General features: G+C 73.5%; 19 protein-coding genes and 1 pseudogene. 11 read left to right on the top strand and 9 right to left on the bottom strand.

What is annotated here, in order from left to right:
- Positions 1-44: 44 nt before the first annotated feature.
- Both WBK50_RS28915 and WBK50_RS28910 read right to left on the bottom strand, forming a co-directional pair.
- Positions 45-260, bottom strand: a complete 216-nt coding sequence (locus WBK50_RS28915) for a hypothetical protein (RefSeq protein WP_341338595.1) — start codon at positions 258-260, stop codon at positions 45-47.
- A 182-nt stretch (positions 261-442) separates the two neighbouring features.
- Positions 443-664 carry a BldC family transcriptional regulator gene (locus WBK50_RS28910; protein WP_341338594.1) on the bottom strand — a complete coding sequence of 74 codons (222 nt, stop codon included), beginning with the start codon at positions 662-664 and terminating at the stop codon, positions 443-445.
- A 230-nt stretch (positions 665-894) separates the two neighbouring features.
- Here WBK50_RS28910 and WBK50_RS28905 point away from each other — a divergent pair, with 230 nt between their 5' ends.
- Positions 895-1,314, top strand: coding sequence for a DUF4229 domain-containing protein (locus tag WBK50_RS28905; protein WP_341338593.1), 420 nt, complete (start codon positions 895-897; stop codon positions 1,312-1,314).
- Here the strand turns inward: WBK50_RS28905 and WBK50_RS28900 are convergent.
- The 5 genes from WBK50_RS28900 to WBK50_RS28880 all read right to left on the bottom strand — a co-directional run bounded on the left by WBK50_RS28900 (position 1,270) and on the right by WBK50_RS28880 (position 6,377).
- Positions 1,270-2,151: a 1,4-dihydroxy-2-naphthoate polyprenyltransferase gene (locus tag WBK50_RS28900; protein WP_341338592.1), complete on the bottom strand. Its 882-nt coding sequence runs from the start codon at positions 2,149-2,151 to the stop codon at positions 1,270-1,272. The genes WBK50_RS28905 and WBK50_RS28900 overlap by 45 nt on opposite strands.
- A 9-nt stretch (positions 2,152-2,160) precedes the next feature.
- A complete protein-coding gene (locus WBK50_RS28895; RefSeq protein WP_341338591.1) occupies positions 2,161-3,459 on the bottom strand; it encodes a hypothetical protein in 1,299 nt (432 codons plus the stop codon).
- 137 nt (positions 3,460-3,596) lie between these two features.
- The gene (gene menE / locus WBK50_RS28890) at positions 3,597-4,742 is read right to left on the bottom strand and encodes an o-succinylbenzoate--CoA ligase (RefSeq protein ID WP_341339536.1); all 1,146 of its coding nucleotides are present in this window, start codon (positions 4,740-4,742) and stop codon (positions 3,597-3,599) included.
- Positions 4,743-4,752: 10 nt separating this feature from the next.
- The gene (locus tag WBK50_RS28885) at positions 4,753-5,673 is read right to left on the bottom strand and encodes a 1,4-dihydroxy-2-naphthoyl-CoA synthase (protein WP_341338590.1); all 921 of its coding nucleotides are present in this window, start codon (positions 5,671-5,673) and stop codon (positions 4,753-4,755) included.
- A 32-nt stretch (positions 5,674-5,705) separates the two neighbouring features.
- Entirely contained in the window at positions 5,706-6,377 is a 672-nt protein-coding gene (locus WBK50_RS28880) for an ANTAR domain-containing protein (protein WP_341338589.1), read from the bottom strand.
- 233 nt (positions 6,378-6,610) lie between these two features.
- Between WBK50_RS28880 and WBK50_RS28875 the strand changes: the two genes are divergently transcribed.
- The 9 genes and pseudogenes from WBK50_RS28875 (at position 6,611) to WBK50_RS28835 (ending at position 15,987) form a co-directional block, all read left to right on the top strand.
- The gene (locus WBK50_RS28875; RefSeq protein WP_341338588.1) at positions 6,611-7,312 is read left to right on the top strand and encodes a GntR family transcriptional regulator; all 702 of its coding nucleotides are present in this window, start codon (positions 6,611-6,613) and stop codon (positions 7,310-7,312) included.
- Between the two features lie 102 nt (positions 7,313-7,414).
- Positions 7,415-8,227, top strand: a complete 813-nt coding sequence (locus WBK50_RS28870) for an N-acyl homoserine lactonase family protein (protein WP_341338587.1) — start codon at positions 7,415-7,417, stop codon at positions 8,225-8,227.
- A 5-nt stretch (positions 8,228-8,232) separates the two neighbouring features.
- The gene (locus tag WBK50_RS28865) at positions 8,233-9,522 is read left to right on the top strand and encodes a hydroxyacid-oxoacid transhydrogenase (protein ID WP_445942404.1); all 1,290 of its coding nucleotides are present in this window, start codon (positions 8,233-8,235) and stop codon (positions 9,520-9,522) included.
- A 64-nt stretch (positions 9,523-9,586) separates the two neighbouring features.
- On the top strand, positions 9,587-10,069 hold the full coding sequence (locus WBK50_RS28860; RefSeq protein ID WP_341338584.1) for an FmdB family zinc ribbon protein: 483 nt from the start codon (positions 9,587-9,589) through the stop codon (positions 10,067-10,069).
- 112 nt (positions 10,070-10,181) lie between these two features.
- Positions 10,182-12,981 (top strand): annotated as a pseudogene (locus tag WBK50_RS28855) (FAD-binding and (Fe-S)-binding domain-containing protein).
- Between the two features lie 140 nt (positions 12,982-13,121).
- Positions 13,122-13,859, top strand: a complete 738-nt coding sequence (locus WBK50_RS28850) for a DUF998 domain-containing protein (RefSeq protein WP_341338583.1) — start codon at positions 13,122-13,124, stop codon at positions 13,857-13,859.
- Positions 13,859-14,719: a patatin-like phospholipase family protein gene (locus WBK50_RS28845; protein ID WP_341338582.1), complete on the top strand. Its 861-nt coding sequence runs from the start codon at positions 13,859-13,861 to the stop codon at positions 14,717-14,719. Before WBK50_RS28850 ends, WBK50_RS28845 begins: the two co-directional genes overlap by 1 nt.
- A 52-nt stretch (positions 14,720-14,771) precedes the next feature.
- A complete protein-coding gene (locus WBK50_RS28840) occupies positions 14,772-15,596 on the top strand; it encodes an aldo/keto reductase (protein WP_341338581.1) in 825 nt (274 codons plus the stop codon).
- 76 nt (positions 15,597-15,672) lie between these two features.
- Positions 15,673-15,987 (top strand): adhesin, encoded by a 315-nt coding sequence (locus WBK50_RS28835; RefSeq protein WP_341338580.1) that lies wholly within the window; start codon positions 15,673-15,675, stop codon positions 15,985-15,987.
- 152 nt (positions 15,988-16,139) lie between these two features.
- Here the strand turns inward: WBK50_RS28835 and WBK50_RS28830 are convergent, their stop codons facing one another.
- Both WBK50_RS28830 and WBK50_RS28825 read right to left on the bottom strand, forming a co-directional pair.
- Positions 16,140-17,333, bottom strand: coding sequence for an MFS transporter (locus WBK50_RS28830; protein ID WP_341338579.1), 1,194 nt, complete (start codon positions 17,331-17,333; stop codon positions 16,140-16,142).
- Positions 17,334-17,367: 34 nt separating this feature from the next.
- Positions 17,368-18,999 (bottom strand): ABC-F family ATP-binding cassette domain-containing protein, encoded by a 1,632-nt coding sequence (locus WBK50_RS28825; RefSeq protein WP_341338578.1) that lies wholly within the window; start codon positions 18,997-18,999, stop codon positions 17,368-17,370.
- 65 nt (positions 19,000-19,064) lie between these two features.
- Here WBK50_RS28825 and menD point away from each other — a divergent pair, with 65 nt between their 5' ends.
- On the top strand, positions 19,065-20,708 hold the full coding sequence (gene menD, locus WBK50_RS28820) for a 2-succinyl-5-enolpyruvyl-6-hydroxy-3-cyclohexene-1-carboxylic-acid synthase (protein WP_341338577.1): 1,644 nt from the start codon (positions 19,065-19,067) through the stop codon (positions 20,706-20,708).
- Positions 20,709-20,719 lie beyond the last annotated feature (11 nt).

The following is a 20,719-nucleotide window of genomic DNA, read 5'->3' as shown; positions in this document are numbered from 1 at the left end:
AGCGACCTGGCCCGGGGTCGTATGCGACCCCGGGAGGGATCTGCTCAGGCCGAGGGCGGGTCCTCGGGACGCTTGATGGACTCGGCCAGGTGCCGCAGGAAATCGGGATCGTCGTCCGGGCCGGTGGCGCGCGGCCGACGATCCGCCGGGGCGGACTGCTGGGCGGTACCGCCCGGTACCTCGGCGCGATCGGTCTGCATCGCCCGCCACAGCAGCAGGGCGATGATCGCGGCGCCGGCGAATGCGATCAGGAACAGCATCAACCACCACCTCCGTGGTCGAGCGTAGCGGAGGAAGGGCAATGCCCGGGTAAAGCGACCGTCATCGGGTGGCGCCCCATATCAGGGGTCGGGCGACCGCCGCGGTGGCCCTCGGCGGGCCCCGGACGACACGACGGGCCGGGGTCCGGTCATGGTGACCGGGCCCCGGCTCGTGTCGTCGTTCAGGGGTGGCGCGTCGGCAGCGTCGCCTCACTGGTGAGGTCCGCGAGCATGCCGCGCACCTCGGACTCCCGGAAGCGCCGGTGGCCACCGGGCGTCCGGATCGATCCGATCCGTCCGGCCGAGGCCCAGCGGGTCACGGTCTTCGGATCGACGCGGAACAGGGCGGCGACCTCACCTGGGGTGAGGAGCCGCTCGTTCCCGGTCGTGGTCGGAGCAGACATCCAAAGCCTCCGCATCGTCGATTACCGGGCCATCGTGACACCTGGGACCCCGGGTACTCGAACGGTTGGGCGGAGGTAAAGGGCTCTTAAAGGGCAAAACGGACGCAAAGGCCCGATCCGGGGAACGCCGCGCCTCGACAACGAACACCGCCCGCCCCGAGTTCCCGCGCCGCGACGGCGGTTCCCACCTGCGGCGACGCGATGCGCCCGGGGGTCGTACCCTCGACCGCATGAGCACGTCCGACGACTCCGGCACTCCGCACGCCGCACCCGGCCTCGCGTCCACCCTGACGCTCTACGCGCTCGCGCGGATCGCCCTCGTGGGCGTCATCGCGGCGCTGCTGTCGGTCGCGGGGGTCCCGCTGCTGCTGTCGGTCCTGCTGGGCCTGATCGTCGCGCTGCCGCTGTCCCTGGTGGTGTTCCGGTCCCTGCGCGCGCGGCTGGACCTGGCGCTCGGGGAGGCGCGTCGGCGACGCTCCGCCGAGCGCGAATCCCTGCGCTCCCGGCTGCGCGGCGAGGAAGCCCGGCGCGAGGAGCCCCGGCCCGCGGACCTCGACGGGGCCGGGACCGGCGGCGACGACGTCCGGGGCGAGGACGGGCAGCCCTCAGAACAGCACGCCGAGCGCGAGGCCGACGCCGGTCGCGGCTGACCAGGCCAGGAGCGTCAGCCCGGTGTCCTTGAGCACCTTGATCAGCTTCCGGCCGTCCGCCCCGGCCAGCACCCGGCGGACGAGCCCGACCGCCAGCGGCAGCGCCAGCAGCCCGAGCAGCATCGGCCAGCTGCGGATCCCGGCGCCGATCGAGAGCAGGAACGGCAGGACGATCAGCGCCGCGTAGAGCCGGCGCGTGTCCCTGTCCCCGAGCGTGACGGCGAGCGTGCGCTTGCCGGAGACCTCGTCCGTCGCGATGTCCCGGACGTTGTTCGCGACCAGCACGGCGCACGTCAGGAACCCGACGGCCACCGAGCACACGACGGCGAGCGGCCCGATCGAGCCCGCCTGCGTCAGCGTCGTCCCCAGCACCGCGACCGGGCCGAAGAACACGAACACCGCGACCTCGCCGAGCCCGGCGTAGCCGTAGGGGCGCTTGCCGCCGGTGTAGAACCAGGCCCCGGCGATGCAGACGGCGCCGGCGGCGATCATCCACCACGACTCGGACAGCGAGACCAGCGTCAGTCCGGCCAGCGCCGCGATCGCGAAGCAGACGAGCGCGGCCGTGCGGACCGCGGTGGGCGCGGCCACCTTCGATCCGACGAGCCGCATCGGGCCGACGCGGTCGTCGTCCGTCCCGCGGATGCCGTCGGAGTAGTCGTTGGCGAAGTTCACGCCGATCACCAGGGCGACGGCGACGACCAGCGCCAGCACCGCCCGTCCGATGTCGACGGTGCCCGACCCGATGGCGGCGCCGGTGCCGACGAGGACGGGGGAGACGGCGGTGGGAAGGGTGCGGGGTCGCGCGCCCTCGACCCACTGCGACAGCGTGGCCACACCACGAACCTAGTCCGTCGGTGCCCCGGAGCCCGCGCCGGAACCGCAGGATGTGACGTCCCCCGCGCCCGGCAGAGCGGCCGCGACGACGAATTGACCTGCGCCGATCCGCACCCATGCGTCGCCGGAGCCGGCGAGGCACTCCACGGGGACGCTCGCGTCCTCCGCGGCGATCCCGACGATCGACGCGGCGGCGTCCGGAGCCGCGTGCACCGTGACGAGACCGTCGGCGCTCTCCTGCGAGTTGCCCACCGCGACGACCTTGGAGAGCCGCAGCGAGCCCGTCCACAGGTAGTCGACGGTGACCTGCGAGTTGTCCTTGAGGCCGAGCGCGTCCCAGAAGACGCCGTCGCCGAGGTCGATCCCCGCGGGGTTGACGAGCTTGCGGCCGAACTGGTCCCTGCCGCCGTTGTAGCCCGTCCTGAACGCGGCCTGGGCCTGGGGCGTGCCCTGCGGGAGGTCCTTCCACTGCTGGCGCTGGGCGGGCGGGTTCCAGTAGTCGTCCCGGGTGTTCCAGGGGCCGATGTCCCAGACCGGCGCGAACGCGCAGCGGCCGTTGGGCGCGCAGACCCTCACCGAGTAGTCGCTCGTGTCCCGCGGGGAGAGCGCGCGCCGGGACGGCAGGGCGACGAAGTGGTCCCGGTTCACGATCCTGTGGCCGTTCGCGGTGGTACCCCCGACCAACCCCTCGCGGGTCGCGAAGACCGAGTAGCGGAGCGCCAGGGCCTCCGTGACGGCGCTCTCCGTGCTCGCCGCCGCGGGCCCGGCGGTGAGCGTGACGTCCCGGACGACGGGCCGGGCGGCCGGGTCCGCCGCCGATCCGGTGAGCACGAGCCGTCCCTGCACGACGTTCGTGGCCTCGGGCAGGGCGGCCGTGCCCGTGTTCGTCCCGGTCGTCGTCGACGGGATCCACTCGGTCCAGTTCCCGTTCGAGCGCTTCCCCCGGACGTCGACGGACGCCGTGGTGCCCTCGGGCACGTCCGCGTCCAGGACCGAGTCGACCCGGCTGGTGGGCCGCTCCAGTGTGCGCAGGCCGAGGGTGAGCAGGCCGGTCGGGACCAGGGCCGGGCTCTCGGTGAGGCCCTCGGCCTGAGCGGAGGCGGAGTCCTGTGGGGCGAGGTAGGCGGACGAGGGGTCCAGGCCGGCGGCACCACCCCGGGTCGTGACGCCCGCGGCTTCCCCCGTCGCGAGGCTCTCCCGCCAGCTCGCCGGCGCGGCCGTCGTCTCCGCCGCCGCCGCCGGCACGACGCTGCCCGCACACAGCGCCCCGACGAGGACCGCTGTCAGTACGGCACCGCGCACCTGCATCCGCATCTCCGTTCCCGCGACTCCTGTGAAAACTGTGACGGCAGGTGAGGAAGTGCCGCCTGGGACGCAGCAGATCGGATGACCGGGTAATGGTCAACAAGCGGAGAGTGAGCGACCTGATGGGGTGTAGCCGGAAGTCACCGGGTCGGGTCGTTTGGAATGTGCACAGGGGTGACGGCGAGCAGGTCCGCCACGGCCCGGCGGTCCGGCTTGCCGATCCCGCGCACCGGCAGCTCGTCGAGGAACAGGAACCGGCGGGGCACCGCGGCCCGCCCCTCGACGGCCCGCACGGCGTCCCGCAGCGCCTTCTCGTCCGGCTCCGGGCCGCTCGGCACGACGGCCGCCGCGACGAGCGAGCCCCACTCCGGGTCCGGCACGCCCACCACGCACACCGCGCCGACGCCGGGCTGGGCCGCCAGTACCCGTTCCACGGCGGCGGGGGCCACCTTCTCCCCACCCGTGACGATCATGTCGTCCGCCCGGCCGAGCACCGTGACCCGCCCGTCGACGATCCGGCCGACGTCCCCGGTGCGGAACCAGCCGCCGGCGAAGCTCTCGGCGGTGGCCCCGGGGTCGCCGAGGTAGCCCCGGGCGAGCGTCGGGCCGCCCAGCAGCAGCCGCCCGTCCTCCGCCACCCGGACGTCAACGCCGTCGAGCGGGACGCCGTCGTAGACGCAGCCGCCGCAGGTCTCGCTCATCCCGTAAGTCGTGACGACGCGGATACCGGCCGCCTCCGCCCGCTCGCGCAGGGCGGGGGCCAGCGCCGCACCGCCGACCAGCACCGCGTCGTAGCCGGCGAGCGCGTGCAGCGCGGCCCCGGCGTCGGAGAGGATCCGCAGGAGCTGCGTCGGGACCAGGCTGACGTAGCGGCGCGCGCCGTGCGGCAGCCGTCGCGTCGCGCGGACGAACCCGGCCGGCCGAAATCCCTCGCGGACGTCCTGGACCACCGGAGGCTGCCCCGCGAGCAGCGCGCGCAGCACCACCTGCACCCCGGCGACGTGGTCCGCGGGCAGGGCGAGGACCCAGCGGCCGGGCCCGCCGAGCCGGGCCTCGGTCGCGCGGGCCGACGCCGTGAGCGCCGCGGCCGTGAGCATCACGTACTTGGGCTCGCCGGTGGAGCCGGACGTCGCGATGACGACGGCGACGTCGTCCGGCACCTCCGCGGCGGGCACCTCGACGAGTCCGGGCACGACCGCGGGCCCGCTGCCGTCGAGCGCCGCGGCGAGGGCCCCGATCAGGTGCTCGACGCTCTCCGGGGACCCGTCGACGGCGAGCGCGCGCAGCTCCCGCACGTCAGTAGTGCCAGGGGTAGGGCGACCAGTCCGGCTCCCGCTTCTGCAGGAACGAGTCCCGGCCCTCGACGGCCTCGTCGGTCATGTAGGCCAGCCGGGTCGCCTCGCCCGCGAAGAGCTGCTGGCCGACCAGGCCGTCGTCGATCAGGTTGAAGGAGTACTTCAACATGCGCTGCGCCTGCGGGGACTTCCCGTTGATCTCCTTCGCCCACTGCAGCGCCGTGGCCTCGAGCTCGGCGTGCGGGACGACCTCGTTCACCGCGCCCATCTCGTGCATCTGCTGTGCGGTGTAGGTCCGGCCGAGGAAGAAGATCTCGCGGCCGAACTTCTGCCCCACCTGGCGGGCGAGGTAGGCCGAGCCGTACCCGCCGTCGAACGAGCCCACGTCGGCGTCCGTCTGCTTGAACCGTGCGTGCTCGGCGCTGGCCAGCGTCAGGTCCGCGACCGCGTGCAGCGAGTGCCCGCCCCCGGCGGCCCACCCCGGGACGACCGCGATGACGACCTTCGGCATGAACCGGATCAGCCGCTGGCACTCGAGGATGTGCAGCCGCCCGGCGCGTCCGGGGTCGACGGTGTCCGAGGTCTCGCCCGAGGCGTACTGGTAGCCGGTGCGCCCGCGGATCCGCTGGTCGCCGCCGGAGCAGAAGGCCCAGCCCCCGTCGCGCGGTGAGGGGCCGTTGCCGGTCAGCAGCACGCACCCGACGTCGGAGGAGGTGCGCGCGTGCTCGAGGGCGCGGTAGAGCTCGTCGACCGTGTGCGGGCGGAACGCGTTGCGGATCTCGGGCCGGTCGAACGCGATCCGCACGGCACCCGTGTCCACCGCCCGGTGGTAGGTGATGTCGGTGAAGCCGAAACCGGGGACCTCACGCCACGCGGTGGGATCGAACAGCTCGGAGACGGATCCGGATGCCGGTGCACTCACGCCCGGGACACTAGCCCGAGCGAGGCCGGTGATCAGTCCCGGACCCGCTCGCGGCGCAGCCGCCCACCTTCGGTCTGCAGCGCCGCCGCGAGGTCGTCGGGCAGCGGACGGCCCGCGGGCAGGGCGTCGACGATCAGCGCCGCGACGTCGCGCAGCTTGCGGTTGGAGGCCTGTGACGCCGCGACCAGGAGTTGGAAGGCGCGCTCGTCGTCGCAGCGGTGGGTGAGCATCAGCATGCCCTTGGCCTGCTCGATCGTCGGCCGGCTGCGCAGCGCGCGCTCGAACTGCTCGGCCCGCTCGCGCAGCCCGGACTGCCACCGCTCGACGACGCCGTCGAGCTCCGCGACGTAGCCCGTCAGGGCCACCACCTCGCCGTCCGGGGCCCGCTCGCCCTCGCCGACCACGATCACCTGGCGCTCGGCGGAGGACATGAGCCGGAACCCGGTCCCGAAGGGCCGGTTCTCCCCGACCGGCACCGTGACGACGGACGCCTCGGGCCGGTCCTCGGGATGACGCTCGGCGAGCAGCTCGGCCGGATGCAGCGGCCCGTCGCCGGACCACTCCCAGTGGCCGTTGCGCAGGTCGAGGCGGAAACGGCCGACCCACTCGGCGGAGAACGATCCGCTCAACGCGTCGAGCCCGACTCCGTACCGGGAGTCGGGGCGGGCCTCGATCGGGCGTGCGGGATCGAGGGCGTCGGGCATTGGGCACCTGTCCAGCGGTCTCGGTCTGTGGAGGGACCGCGGGCCTCGCTGCTGGACCTGCGCCGCAAGACGTTACCAAGCGGCCCGCCCGTCCCCCGCGACCGACTCCCCGACACGACGCGGCGGCGGCCTCGGCGTTGACCGGTGGTGTGTGGCATGTCACTCTCGGCGGGTGCGACGACGCGGCGGTGCCTGCCGGGAGAAGGATCTCCGGGTATGAAGGCGCCGAGCCGGTGAAGGCACTGGGGCAGACCGAGACCGTCAACGCGCAGGTGCTCGCCGCGCTGCGCACCGCCGTGATCACCGGCGAGCTGGCACCCGGCACCCTGCACTCCGTCCAGACCCTGGCCACCCAGCTGGGGGTGTCCCGCACCCCGGTCCGCGAGGCGCTGATCAAGCTCGCCCAGCAGGGCATGGTCCGGTTCGAGCGCAACCGCGGCGTCCGGGTGCTGCAGACGTCGCTGCACGACCTCGAGGAGGTCTTCGCGCTGCGGCTGCTGCTCGAACCGGCCGCCGTGCGGCGCGCCGTGATGCGCCTGGACGAGTCCACGCGCAAGGAGCTCCGCAAGCACTTCGCCGCGATGCAGAAGGCCGCGAAGGCGGACGACGAGTTCACGATGCTGGGCCACGACCGCCGCTTCCACCGCGTCGTCCTGGAGGCGTCCGGGAACACCCGGCTGGCCACCTACGTCGACGGGCTGCGGGACATGGTGCTGCGCCGCGGCGTCTCGACGGCCCGGGAGTCCCGCAGCCTCGACGACATCGTGGCCGAGCACGCCGAGATCCTCACGCTGATCGAGGCCGGGGACGCGGACGGAGCGGCGGAGGCCATGCGTGTCCACGTTCGGCACACGGCGGAGCTGCTCATCGCGCAGGAGGCGGGGGCCGGGACCGGGGTCCTGGACATCGACCTGGGGTGGACGAACCCCGCCTGAGTGATGCGCACATGCGCACCGATTGACGAGTGGCATGCCACATGCCACCGTTCGGGGCATCGCGTGTGACGCACGCGACCCCTCAGTGCCGAAGGGACCACGATGGCAACTGCGAACAAGCTCAGCGTCATCCCGTGCGGGGCCATGCACGCCGACCTGACGTTCCTCCTCCTCAAGCCGGGGGTCAGCATCAAGACCCGCTCCGAGAAGGAGGACAAGATCAGCTGGGTGGAGGTGCCGACCCACTGTGTCCTCGTCGAGACCGACGAGGGCAAGCTGCTGTGGGACACCAGCTGCCCGTCCGACTGGGAGACCCGGTGGAAGCCCACCGGCCTGCAGGAGTTCTTCCCCTACGACCAGGTCGCCGACGACGAGTACCTCGACGCCCAGCTCAACAAGATGAACGTCGGACTCGACGAGATCGACTACGTCGTGCTCTCCCACCTGCACTTCGACCACGCCGGCAACGCGCAGATGTTCAAGAACACGAACGCGAAGCTGATCTGCTCGGACAAGGAGAAGGAGTTCGCGCTCAACTTCGAGGGCGACTTCAACGGGGCCCATCTCAAGTCGGACTACGAGGGACTGAACTGGGAGACCGTCTCGGGCGACGTCGAGATCCTGCCCGGCGTGAAGCTGATCCAGGCCCCGGGCCACACCGTCGGCACCATGTCCATGCAGGTCGACCTCCCGGACTCGGGAACGATGATCTTCACCTCGGACGCGGTGTACATGGGGGAGAGCTACGGCCCGCCCGCCGCCCCCGCGGCGATCGTGAACAACCTCGAGCAGTGGTTCCAGTCCGTCGAGAAGCTCCGCGGCATCCAGGAGAAGACCGACGCCACGATGATCTTCGGGCACGACGCCCAGCAGATCAAGGAGCTGCGCAAGGCGCCGGAGGGTTCGTACACGTGACGTACCTGGCTGATGTGCAACTGACCGAGGAGACGATCTTCACCTGGGGTGCCCCGCCGTTGAAGTTCGGCGCCGGGGCCATCGACGAGGTGGGCTTCGAGCTGTCCGGCTACGGGGTCAAGCGGGTCCTGATCGTCACCGACCCGGGGATCAACGCGCTCGGCGCCCCGCAGCGGCTCGCGGACAACCTCAAGCGCTACGACATCGACTCGGAGATCTTCGACGGCGTGCACGTCGAGCCGACCGACGACTCGATGAACAAGGCCACCGAGTACGCCCGCGTGCAGGGCCCGTGGGACGGCTTCGTCGCCGTCGGCGGCGGTTCGGCGATCGACACCGCGAAGGCCATCAACCTGCTGACCAGCCATCCCGGCGAGCTGATGGACTACATCAACAAGCCGATCGGCAACGCGAAGGTGCCGCCGGGCCAGCTCAAGCCGCTGATCGCGGTGCCCACGACGGCCGGGACGGGCTCGGAGTCCACGGCGATGTGCGTGTTGGACATCCTGTCGATGAAGGTCAAGACCGGGATCAGCCACTGGCGGCTGCGCCCGACCCTGGCCGTGATCGACCCGCTGCTGACGATGTCCCTGCCGCCGGAGGTCACCGCGGCGTCCGGGATGGACATCGTCTGCCACGCGGTGGAGAGCTACACGGCGCGGTACTACACCACGTTCGACCGCAAGCAGCCCGAGGAGCGGGTGACCTACTGTGGCTCGAACCCGGTGTCCGACCTCTGGTGCGAGAAGGCGATGACCCTGCTCGCGCAGTCCTTCCGGGACGCGGTGCACCGCGGCGGGGAGGACCTCGAGGCGCGGTCCAACATGATGATGGCCGCGACCTTCGCGGGCATGGGCTTCGGCAACTCCGGGGTGCACATCCCGCACGCCAACGCCTACCCGATCGCGGGCATGGTCAAGGACTACCGGCCGGCGGGCTACCCGCAGGACGAGCCGATGGTCCCGCACGGGCAGTCCGTGTCCCTGACCGCGCCCGAGGCGTTCCGGTTCTCCTTCGAGAGCGCGCCGGAGCGGCACCTGCGGGCCGCGGAGCTGATGGACCCGCGCGCGGACAAGCACAACGACGCGCGCGAGCAGCTCCCGTCGGTGCTGGTCCGGCTCATGCGAGACATCGGGATCCCGAACGGGATCGGCGGCGTCGGCTACACCGAGGCCGACGTCCCGGACCTCGTCCCGGGGACGATGAAGCAGCAGCGGCTGCTGGCGACCTGTCCGAAGACCCCGTCCGAGGACGACATCGCCGACATCCTCACGAACTCCGTCGAGAACTGGTGACCTGTGAGTGCGTAGCAGCGCTCTAGCGCTGCTACGCACTCACGACCCCTAAGGACCTGCCGAAATGCCGATCTACGTATACCGGTGCGAGTGCGGCACGCGCTTCGAGCACCTCGCCTCCATGACCGACACCGCGACGCCGGGCTGCCCGGTCTGCGGCGGAGCGACCCGCAAGGTCCCGGCCGGCTTCTCCCTGGGCGGCCAGGCGAACGCGGGGCTGTCGAAGGACGAGATGCCGCAGACCTGGCGCGGCGTCTACAACGGCAACTCCGAGTACATCGACCGGATGCGCCGGACGTGGGACGGCCGGCAGAAGCTCGAGGAGAAGTACCCCGAGATCGCGGGCGACCAGCGGCCGATCCTCGCCCACGAGGGCAAGTTCCACAACGCGCCGCTGCGGGCGGGAGACATCCAGCTCTCGGGGACCGCTCCGACGCCGGGACACGGGCACGGCCACGGACACGGCCACGGGCACTCCCACGCCCCCGCGCCGGGAAAGGCGGACCCGCCCGCCTCGAAGGCCACCCCGTCCACCTCGTCAGACTGACGGGGTGAGCGTGCACGACCCCGTCACCAGTACGGACCGGATCGCCGGTCTCGCCGCCGACCTGAGGGCCGCCGTCGGCGGCGACGTCCGGTTCGACGACGCGCACCGCGCGATGTGGTCCGCGGACGCCTCGAACTACCGGAAGATGCCGATCGGGGTCGTGGCCCCGCGGGACGCCGCGGACGTCGAGGCGGCGATGGCGGTCTGCCGGGCGCACGAGGTCCCGGTGCTGCCGCGCGGCGCCGGGACCTCGATCGCCGGGCAAGCCGTGAACACGGCGGTAGTGCTGGACTTCCGCAAGTACCTCAACCGCATCCTCGAGGTGGACCCGGACGCCCGCACCGCCCGCGTCGAACCCGGGGTGATCTGCGACGACGTGCGGGACGCCGGGGCGCCGCACGGGCTCACGTTCGGCCCGGACCCGTCGACGCACAACCGCTGCACGATCGGCGGGATGATCGGCAACAACGCCTGCGGCTCGCACTCCGTGGCCTGGGGCAAGACGGTCGACAACGTCCACGCGATGGACGTGCTCACCTACCGCGGCGAGCGGCTCACCCTCGGCCGGGGCCGGGCCACCGGCGCGATCCCGGAGCGGCTGCGCGCCCTCGGCGAGCGCTACGCGGACGAGGTCCGCACGAGCTTCCCGGACCTCACCCGCCGGGTCTCCGGGTACAACCTGGACCAGCTGCTGCCCGAGGGTGAGCTCGACCTGGCCAGGGCCATGGTCGGCACCGAGGGCACGTGCGCCACCGTGCTGAACGCGACGGTCCGGCTCGTCGAGTCCCCGCCCGTGCGCGCGCTCGCCGTCCTCGGCTTCCCGGACGCCTACATCGCCGCGGACAACGTGATGGTCGTCCGGGAGCACTCGCCGCTGACCATCGAGGGCATGGACGCCGGGCTGATCGCGGCCCTGCGCGCGTCGAACCCGGTGGAGACGGCGAGCCGCGCCCTGCCGCCCGGCGGCGGCTGGCTCTACGTCGAGACGGGCGGGCAGACCCGGGCCGAGGCCGAGGCGGCCGCGCAGGCCGTCGCCCGCGCGATGAAGCCCTACGGCGCGTCCAGCCTGGTGGTGAGCGACCCGGCGAAGATGAAGGCGCTCTGGCGGATCCGCGAGGACGGCGCCGGCATCCTCACCCGCAGCCCGGACGGCGGCGAGGCCTGGCCCGGCTGGGAGGACGCCGCGGTGCCGCCGGCGAAGTTCGGCGCCTACCTGCGCGAGTTCGACGCGGTGCTGGAGCGGCACGGCCGCAAGGGCGTGTACTACGGCCACTTCGGCGACGGCTGCCTGCACGTCCGCATCGACTTCGACCTGCTCAGCGGGCCCGGCATCGCGAACTTCCGCGCGTTCATGGAGGACGCGGCGGACCTCGTCGTCGCGCACGGGGGATCACTCTCCGGCGAGCACGGGGACGGCAGGGCCCGGTCCGAGCTGCTGGACCGGATGTACCCGCCGACGATCATCCGGGCGTTCGAGGAGTTCAAGGGCATCTGGGACCCGGACGACCGGATGAACCCGGGCTGCATCGTGCGCTCGGCCCGGCTCGACGAGGACCTGCGGGTGTTCGTCGGGATGCCCACGATCCAGGACACCCCGCAGCTCGCGTTCACCCACGACCGCGGCAGCTTCACCCGCGCCACCCGCCGCTGCCTGGGCGTCGGCAAGTGCGTGACCGCGCACGGCGGCGTGATGTGCCCCAGCTACCGGGCCACGGGCGAGGAGATGCACTCGACGCGCGGCCGGGCGCGGCTGCTGTTCGAGATGGCCAACGGCGAGGTGATCGACGGCGGCTGGCAGAACGACGCCGTCGCCGAGGCCCTCGACCTCTGTCTGTCGTGCAAGGGCTGCAAGCGGGACTGCCCGGTCGGTGTGGACATGGCGGCGTACAAGACCGAGTTCCTGGCTCAGCGCTACCACCGCAAGCTCCGCCCGGCGTCGCACTACTCGATGGGCGCGCTGCCGCGGTGGATGCGGCTGGTCGGGATGCTGCCGGCCGGCGTGGTCGACGGGATCAACGCACTCGCGCGCGTCCCGTGGCTCGCCGGGATCGCGAAGCGGGCCGGCGGGATCGCGCCCGAGCGGGCCATCCCGGAGATCGCGAGGGAGACGTTCACCACGCGCGCCCGGGCGGACTCGATCGTCGAGCGCGGCCCGGCGGTGTCCGCGCCGCGCGGCCGGATCCTGCTCTGGCCGGACACCTTCACCGACCACTTCGACCCGGACGTCGCCGAGGACGCCGTCGCGGTGCTCACCGCACTGGGCTACTCGGTCGAGCTGCCGCCGCACGGCGTCTGCTGCGGGCTGACCTGGACGTCGACCGGGCAGGTCGGCGCGGCCAGGCGGGTGCTGCGGCGCAGCCTCCGGACCATCGAGCCGTGGCTGTCGGCGGGCGTCCCGGTCGTCGGGCTGGAACCGTCCTGCACCGCCGCGCTGCGGGCGGACGGCGCGGAGCTGCTCCCGGCGGAGCCTCTGGCCGCGGCCCTCGCGGGCGGGGTGAAGACCTTCGCCGAGCTGCTGGCCCAGCACCTCGACGAGCTGCCCGGCCTCGTCGTCGGCGGGAGCCGGCGGGCGCTCGTGCAGGTGCACTGCCACCAGCACGCGGAAGCTCGGTGCGGACGACGACCGCGCGGTCATGCGGGCCCTCGGCGTCGAGGCGGAGGTGCTGGACTCGGGCTGCTGCGGCCTCGCGGGGAACTTCGGGTTCGAGAAGGGCCACTACGAGGTGTCGATGGCGGCGGCGGAGCGAGTGCTGCTGCCGGCCGTCCGGTCCGCGGAGGCGGACGTCGAGGTGCTGGCGGACGGGTTCAGCTGCCGGACCCAGCTGCGGCAGGCCGGAACCCGGGAACCCGTGCACCTCGCGCAGCTCGCGGCGCGCGCGCTGGGGCTGCGGCCGACCCGCCCGGAGCACTGAGCCGGGCCACGGGCCCGCCGCGATCGGCACGGACCTCGCGACCCGGTCAGAATGGGACGCACCGCACGGCCGGGTGGGGGAACGCCCGCCGGCGGACGGCCGTTGAACGGTGAACTAGCACGACGATCCCCGGGAGAGGCATGTCCGTCGAATCACCCAGCGGCCTCGGCGTCGTCGAGCCGGAGGTGGGGCGGGCCCCCCTGACCCGGACGTTCGCCCTGGTCGGTATCGCGGGCGCGGCGATCGCGGTGGTGCTGATCCTCGGGCTGCACTTCGTCGCGACGAACGTGGACCCGGTCCGCCGGACGATCAGCGAGTACGGCCTCGGTCCCTACAAGCCCGTGTTCGACGTCGGGGTGCTCGCCCTGGCGCTCGGCACGGTCGCCGTGACCGTCGCCGCGGTGCGGGTCCGGCTGTTCGGGGCCGTCTCCGCACCCACCGTGCTGCTGGCGCTGTTCGCGGTCGGGATGTGCACGGTCGTCGCGTTCGAGAAGACGAACTGGTCGGTCGGCCCGAGCGTCGGCGGCTACATCCACCGCTACGCCAGCCTGGCCGCGTTCCTCGCGATGCCGGCGGCCGCGATCACGATCGGCCGCCGCTTCCGACGGGACGCCCTGTGGTCCCGCTTCGCCGCGTGGACCCGCCGGCTCGGCGTCGTCGCCTACCTGTGGTTCGCCTGGATCCTCGGCGGCTTCCTGCTGCGCCCGCTGACCGGCCGGAGCTGGTGGCAGGCGATCCCGCTCGGCCTGGTCGAGCGCGGGCTGGCGTTCACGGAGGTGCTGGTCGTCGTGGTGCTGGCGCTCTGGACCCTGGCGGCGGCCGGGTCCCGCGCAGTCTCCTCGTTGCCCTCGCGATCGGCACAGCCGAAGATCGGGTGATGGGTGACGGAACTCGGGCACTGGTGCTCGGCGGCGGCGGGATCACGGGGATCGCCTGGGAGATCGGCCTGCTGGCCGGCCTCGCGGAGAAGGGCGTGGACCTGACGGACGCGGACCTGGTCGTCGGCACCTCTGCGGGGTCGGTCGTCGGCGCGCTCGTGGCGAGCGGTGCGGACATGCAGGAGCGGTACGAGGCCCAGCTCCGGGACGCCCGCGGCGAGATCGCCTCGCGGATCGGGCCGAGGGTGATGGCCCGGCTGGGCCTCGCGGTCGTCGGCGGTCCGCGGGAGCCGCGGGCGGTGCGCGCCCGGATCGGCAAGCTGGCCCTGGCGGCGGAGACGGTGCCGGAGAGCGAGCGTCTCGCCGTGATGCGGCAACGCCTGACCTCGCACGAGTGGCCGGAGCGGGACCTGCTGGTCACCGCCGTCGACGCGGTGACCGGAGAGTTCCGGGCGTTCGACCGCACCTGCGGCGTGTCCCTCGTCGAGGCCGTCGCGGCGAGCTGTGCGGTGCCGGGTGTCTGGCCGCCGGTGACCGCGCTCGGCACCCGCTGGATCGACGGCGGCATGCGCTCCATGGCCAATGCGGACCTGGCGGGCGGCTACGACTCCGTCGTCGTGCTGGCCCCGGCCGTCAAGGGGATGGGCCCGATCGCCGGCGTCGAGGCGCAGGTCGAGGCGTTGCGGGTGCGGTCGCGGGTGTGCGTCGTCTCGCCGGGGGAGATCGCCGTCGAGGCCATCGGGAAGAACGTCCTGGACCCGGCGCGGCGGGCACCGGCGGCGCGGGCCGGGCGGGCGCAGGCGTCCGCGGTGCTCGACGAGGTGAGGGCCGTGTGGGCGGGCGCGGAGACCCCGGTGTGACGAGGCCTACCACCGCGGTTCGGCGGTGCGCCCCCAGGGGTAACCGTGCCGCATGGTTCCTTCGATCACGCTCAACAACGGCGTCGAGATCCCGCAGCTCGGCTTCGGCGTCTTCCAGATCGACCGGGGCGACACCGTGGCGGCCGTCCGGGCAGCGCTCGACGCCGGCTATCGGCACCTCGACACCGCGCAGATGTACGGCAACGAGCGGGAGGTCGGGCAGGCGATCGCCGAGACCGGTATCCCGCGCGACGAGATCTTCGTCACGACCAAGCTGAACAACGACCGGCACGGTCACGACGACGCGATCAAGGCGCTCGACGAGAGCCTGGACAAGCTCGGCTCCGACCACGTGGACCTCTACCTGATCCACTGGCCGCGGCCGAAGGAGAACCGCTTCGTCGAGACCTGGAAGGCGTTCGAGGAGCTGCAGAGCGACGGCAGGACCCGCGCGATCGGCGTCTCGAACTTCCAGATCCCGCACCTGGAGCGGCTCGCCGCCGAGACCGCGACGGTGCCGGCCGTCAACCAGATCGAGCTGCACCCGCGGTTCCCGCAGGCCGAGCTGCGCGCCTACCACCGCGAGCACGGGATCGCGACGGAGGCGTGGAGCCCGATCGGCGGCCAGGGCAGCAACCTGCTGTCCGAGCCGACCCTGCAGAGCCTCGCGGCGAAGTACGGGAAGACCCCGGCGCAGATCGTGCTCCGCTGGCACATCCAGCTCGGCAACATCGTGATCCCGAAGTCCGTGACCCCGTCGCGGATCAAGGAGAACATCGACGTCTTCGACTTCGAGCTCGAGCCCGGGGACATGGACGCGGTCGACGCGTTGGACACGGGCGAGCGCAAGGGCCCGAACCCCGACGACTTCGGCTGAGGCCGGTTCCACCCCCGATGTGACGCAGTCCTGTCCCGGGCTGCACGGTCCGGAGCAGGTCGCTACCGTCGGACCGATGTTGGCAATCACCGATACCGCGGCCGAAGCCATCAAGTCGCTGACCACGGATGCGGAGCTGCCCGAGAGTGGGGGCCTGCGCATCGCGGCCACCGACCCCGAGCAGGGTCTCGAGCTCTCGCTCGCGGCCCAGGCGGACCAGAGCGACACCGTCCTCACCGGCGAGGGGCTCAACGTGTTCCTCGAGCCGATGGCGGCGGAGGTCCTGGAGGACAAGATCCTCGACGTGCAGCCCTTCACCAACTCCGAGGGCGAGGAGGAGCTGCGCTTCGCGATCGGCCCGCAGGCCGAGGAGCCGGCCGCGCAGGCCTGACCCGCACGCGACGCCCGACCGGGGCGGCTCTCGACCCGCACGGGCGAGGGCCGCCCCGTCCCCTTCCGCGAGCCGGCACCTCCCGTCGCGCGAGTCGGTGTTCCCAGTCGTCCGAGTCGGTGTTCCCGGTCGTCCGGACCCGCTCGTGCGGGTCAGCGCGTGACGAGCCCCCGGGCGCCGCGGGTCGACAGCGCAAGCGCGACCACCGCCGACACCACCGCCAGCCCCGCCAGGCCGGGGGTGAAGCCGTGCCCCGCGCCGACCAGCGACAGCAGCACCGGAACGCCGAAGCCGAGGTAGGCGCACGCGTAGAAGGTCCCGGTGAGGGCGCCCCGACGGGCAGGCCCCGCCAGCCGGGCGACGAGCGTGAGGCCCGTCGCGAGGCAGAGCCCGTACGCGACGCCGAGCAGCAGGGACACCGGCAGCAGCAACGGCCACGCCCCGGTGAGGTCCGCGAGCAGCCCGAGGGCGGTGCCGGCGGCGCCGAGGCCCAGCCCGATCGCGCCCGCCCACGTGGAACCGACGTGCCCGACCAGGGGCTGCGCGAGGACGCCCGTGCCCAGCGTGATGCCGGAGACGATGCCCGTCACCGCGACGCCGACACCGGGCATCACGGGGCCCAGCTCCAGCGGCAGGACGTTGACCGCGGTCGACGGGTAGGCGAACACCCCGATCGCGATCGGCACCACCACCAGCAGGAACGGGCGCCGGGCGAGCGCCGGCACGCCGAGGTTCACCGCGGGCCCGCCGAGGCGCCTGTCGCCCGGCGGCACCGTCTCCGGGATGCGCGGCAGCAGCGCGACGGCGGGCAGCATGAGCGCGACGTGCACGAGATAGGGGAGGACCGTCGGCCACGGAGCCCACTGGCCCAGCAACCCGGACGTCAGCGGGCCCAGTGCCCAGCCACCGCCCAGCGCCGCGGTCGTGAGCCGGGCGGAGCGGGCGGACACGTCGTCGTCGGACCCGGCGGCCATCAGCTCACCGAGCCACGCCGTGCCGACGCTGAACACAACCCCGGACACCGCGCCCTGCAGGAACCGGCCGGCGAACAGCACCCACACCGAGGCGGGCACGGCCAGGAACAGCAGCGAGGTCACCACGGAGAGCAGCACGAACGGCACCACCACCCGCGGGCGGCCCAGCCGGTCCGACGCGGGCCCGGCGAGGAGCAGCGCCGGCACGAGCCCCGCGGCGTAGACGCCGAAGGCGCCCGTCAGCGACGTCGGGGTCAGGCCCAGGGTGTCCCGGTAGAGCAGCAGGAGCGGGGTGGGGACGTTCGTCCCGTACGCGACGGCGAACACGACCGTCCACAGGGCGACCCAGGGCGGCACCGCGCGTCGTCGCACGTCCCGGACCGTACGCGCCGGGTGTGGACCGCTGCTACAGCTCCGTGAGACCCCCGGACTCCACGTGCCAGCGGCGGGTGGCGCGGACCGTGTCCAGCATCCGACGGTCGTGGGTGACCAGCAGGACCGTGCCGCCGAAGTCGTCGAGCGCCTGTTCCAGCTGCTCGATCGCGGGCAGGTCCAGGTGGTTCGTCGGCTCGTCGAGGACCAGCAGGTTGACCTCACGGGCCTGTAGCAGCGCCAGGGCCGCCCGGGTCCGCTCGCCCGGGGAGAGCGACGCCGCCGGGCGCGGCACGTGCTCGCGGGTCAGGCCGAACTTCGCCAGCAGCGTGCGGACCTCGGAGTCCGGCCAGTCCGGCACCGCTCGACCGAACGCCGTCACCAGCGGCTCGTCGCCGAGGAACAGGCCGCGGGCTTGGTCGATCTCGCCGACCCGTACCCCCGAGCCGAGGCCGGCGTAGCCCGAGTCCACCGGGATCCGGCCAAGCAGCGCGCCCAGCAGGGTGGACTTGCCCGCGCCGTTCGCGCCGGTGACGACGACCCGGTCCGCCCAGTCCACCTGCGCCGTGGCCGGCCCGAACACGAAGTCCCCGCGCTTGACGACGGCCGCGTCCAGCCGGGCCGCGACGGCCCCGGAGCGCGGCGCGGACGCGATCGTCATCCGCAGCTCCCACTCCTTGCGGGGCTCCTCGACGACATCCAGCCGCTCGATCATCTTCGCCGTCTGCCGGGCCTTCGCGGCCTGCTTCTCGCTGGTCTCGGCCCGCTTGTTCTTGCCGATCTTGTCGTTGTCCTTGGACTTCCGGCGGGCGTTGCGCACCCCCTGCGCCATCCAGTTGCGCTGCATCTGGGCGCGGTCCTTGAGGCCGCCGAGCCTGTCGTCGTACTCCTCGTAGGCCTCACGGGCGTGCCGCCGCGCCACATCGCGCTCGACGAGGTAGCTGTCGTAGCCGCCGTCGTAGACGCCGACCTTGTGCTGGTGCAGGTCCAGCTCGACGATGCGGTTCACGGTGCGGGCCAGGAACTCGCGGTCGTGGCTGACGATCACGGCCGGCGACCGCAGCCCCTGGACGAAGCGCTCCAGCCGCTCCAGGCCGTCGAGGTCCAGGTCGTTCGTGGGCTCGTCGAGGAGGAGCACGTCGTAACGGGACAGGAGCAGCGCGGCGAGCCCGGCCCGGGCGGCCTGGCCGCCGGAGAGCGCGGTCATCGGGGTGTCCAGCGGGACGCCCAGCCCGACGTCCGCGGCCACCTCGGCGGCGCGTTCCTCCAGGTCCGCACCCCCGAGGGCGAGCCACCGGTCCAGGGCCGAGGCGTAGCGCTCGCCGTCCCCGCCGGCGCCCAGCTCCTCCGCGGCGGCGTCCATGTCCGCCTGCGCCGCGCTCACCCCGGTCCGCCGCGCGACGTAGGCGGCGATCGTCTCGCCGGGCGTCCGCTCGGGTTCCTGGGGGAGGTGCCCGACGGTGGCGTCCGGCGGGCTCAGCGCGATGCCGCCGTCCTCCGGGACGTCCTCGCCGGCGAGCAGCCGCAGCAGCGTGGACTTGCCGGCGCCGTTGACGCCGACGAGCCCGATGACGTCGCCGGGGGCGACGACGAGATCGAGCCCGGAGAACAGGACGTGGGAACCGTGGCCGGCGGAGAGGCCGGTGGCCTGCAGGGTCGCACTCATGACCCGTAGGACTCTAATCCGCGCCCGTGAGCGGCCCCGTCGGCCCGGCGCATAGTGTCCTTCGCGTGAATCCTTCGACGGCGCAGGCCACGGTGGTGATCGACGAGCTCGTCCGCGCCGGCGTCACCGACGCCGTGCTGTGCCCCGGCTCGCGCAACGCCCCGCTCGCGTTCGCCCTGCACGCGGCGGACGCGGCCGGTCGGCTGCGCCTGCACGTGCGCATCGACGAGCGCTCGGCGGGGTTCCTGGCCCTCGGCCTCGCGCTGCGCTCGGGCCGTCCGGTCCCGGTCGCGACGACGTCCGGCACGGCCGTCGCGAACCTGCACCCCGCCGTCCTCGAGGCGTCGCACTCCGGGGTGCCCCTGGTCGTGCTGAGCGCGGACCGCCCGCCGGAGCTGATCGGCACCGGCGCGAGCCAGACCGTCGAACAGCCCGGGATCTTCGGTACGGCGGTGCGGCTGGCCGTCACCACCGCGGTCGCGACGAACGCCGCCGGGCAGCAGGCGCGCTGGCGCTCGACCGTCGACCGGGTCGTCGCGACCGCCACCGGCGTCCGCGGGGGCCTGCCCGGCCCGGTGCAGCTGAACCTCCCGTTCGCGGAACCGCTGGTGCCCGATGCCGACCAGGCCTGGTCCGAGCCGCTCGACGGGCGTGCGGACGGCCGCCCCTGGACGGCCGTCGGCCGCGTCCGTGCCGAGGTCCCGCCGCTGCCGCTGGACCCCGCCGCGCCGACCCTGGTCGTCGCGGGCGGGGGCGCCGGGGAGCACCCGGCGCTGCTGGGCGGGGCACCGCTCGTCGCGGAGCCCTCGTCGCCGCTGTGGGGGCACGCGCTGCGCGCCGCGCCCTGGCTGCTGGAGGAGTCCGCGCTGAAGCCCGCGCAGGTCGTCGTCGTCGGGCGCCCGACGCTGCACCGGCCGGTCCAGCGGCTGCTCGCGGACCCGGACGTCGCGGTCTACGCGGCGGCGGACCCGCGCGGCGGGCAGTGGACGGACGTCCCGGCGACGGTCCGCGCGGTCGGCTCGGTCCCGCCGCTCGCCCCGCCCGGGGACTGGGCGGACCGCTGGAAGGCGGCCGACGGCGCCGCGTCCGCCGCCCTGGACGCCGCGCTCGACAAAGGCACGCCGCGGGGGCTGCGCCTGGCCCGGGACCTGATCGCTGCGCTCCCGGCGGGCGCCCAACTGGTGCTCGGCTCGTCGAACCCGGTGCGCGACGTGGCCCTCGCCGCGGTGCCGCGGGCGGACGTGACGGTGCTGTCCAACCGGGGCGTCGCGGGCATCGACGGAACCGTCTCGACGGCCGTCGGCGCCGCACTGGCGCACCCGGGCCCGGCCTACGCGCTGCTCGGGGACCTGACGCTGCTGCACGACACGACCGGCCTGCTGATCGGCCCGGACGAGCCGCGGCCGGACCTCACGTTCGTGGTGCTCAACGACTCCGGCGGCGGCATCTTCTCGCTGCTGGAGCAGGGTGCGCCGGCGCACGCGGCGTCGTTCGAGCGGGTCTTCGGGACCCCGCACACCACGGATCTGCGCGCGCTCGCGGCGGCGTTCGGGGCCGCGCACGTGCTCGCCGACGGCCCGCTCGCGCAGGACCTCGGGCCCGCGCAGGGGCTGCGGCTGCTCGAGGTGCGCGCCGAGCGCGGGACCCTGCGCCAGGGACACGCCGCGCTGCGGGCCGCGGTCCGCGCCGCCGTCGCCGCGGCCGGCTGACGGGGGTGTCC

It is taken from the genome of Pseudonocardia sp. T1-2H (assembly GCF_038039215.1).
Lineage (GTDB): Bacteria > Actinomycetota > Actinomycetes > Mycobacteriales > Pseudonocardiaceae > Pseudonocardia.
The sequence above is the reverse complement of the archived record's forward strand: the minus strand, read 5'-3'. Positions and strand labels throughout refer to the sequence as shown.

Bases quoted from the DNA above. Each gene is read 5' to 3' on its own strand.
- WBK50_RS28915 (WP_341338595.1), bottom strand. From the start codon at position 260: ATGCTGTTCCTGATCGCATTCGCCGGCGCCGCGATCATCGCCCTGCTG.
- WBK50_RS28910 (WP_341338594.1), bottom strand. From the start codon at position 664: ATGTCTGCTCCGACCACGACCGGGAACGAGCGGCTCCTCACCCCAGGT.
- WBK50_RS28905 (WP_341338593.1), top strand. From the start codon at position 895: ATGAGCACGTCCGACGACTCCGGCACTCCGCACGCCGCACCCGGCCTC.
- WBK50_RS28895 (WP_341338591.1), bottom strand. From the start codon at position 3,459: ATGCAGGTGCGCGGTGCCGTACTGACAGCGGTCCTCGTCGGGGCGCTG.
- WBK50_RS28880 (WP_341338589.1), bottom strand. From the start codon at position 6,377: ATGCCCGACGCCCTCGATCCCGCACGCCCGATCGAGGCCCGCCCCGAC.
- WBK50_RS28870 (WP_341338587.1), top strand. From the start codon at position 7,415: ATGGCAACTGCGAACAAGCTCAGCGTCATCCCGTGCGGGGCCATGCAC.
- WBK50_RS28860 (WP_341338584.1), top strand. From the start codon at position 9,587: ATGCCGATCTACGTATACCGGTGCGAGTGCGGCACGCGCTTCGAGCAC.
- WBK50_RS28850 (WP_341338583.1), top strand. From the start codon at position 13,122: ATGTCCGTCGAATCACCCAGCGGCCTCGGCGTCGTCGAGCCGGAGGTG.
- WBK50_RS28845 (WP_341338582.1), top strand. From the start codon at position 13,859: ATGGGTGACGGAACTCGGGCACTGGTGCTCGGCGGCGGCGGGATCACG.
- WBK50_RS28840 (WP_341338581.1), top strand. From the start codon at position 14,772: ATGGTTCCTTCGATCACGCTCAACAACGGCGTCGAGATCCCGCAGCTC.
- WBK50_RS28835 (WP_341338580.1), top strand. From the start codon at position 15,673: ATGTTGGCAATCACCGATACCGCGGCCGAAGCCATCAAGTCGCTGACC.
- WBK50_RS28825 (WP_341338578.1), bottom strand. From the start codon at position 18,999: ATGAGTGCGACCCTGCAGGCCACCGGCCTCTCCGCCGGCCACGGTTCC.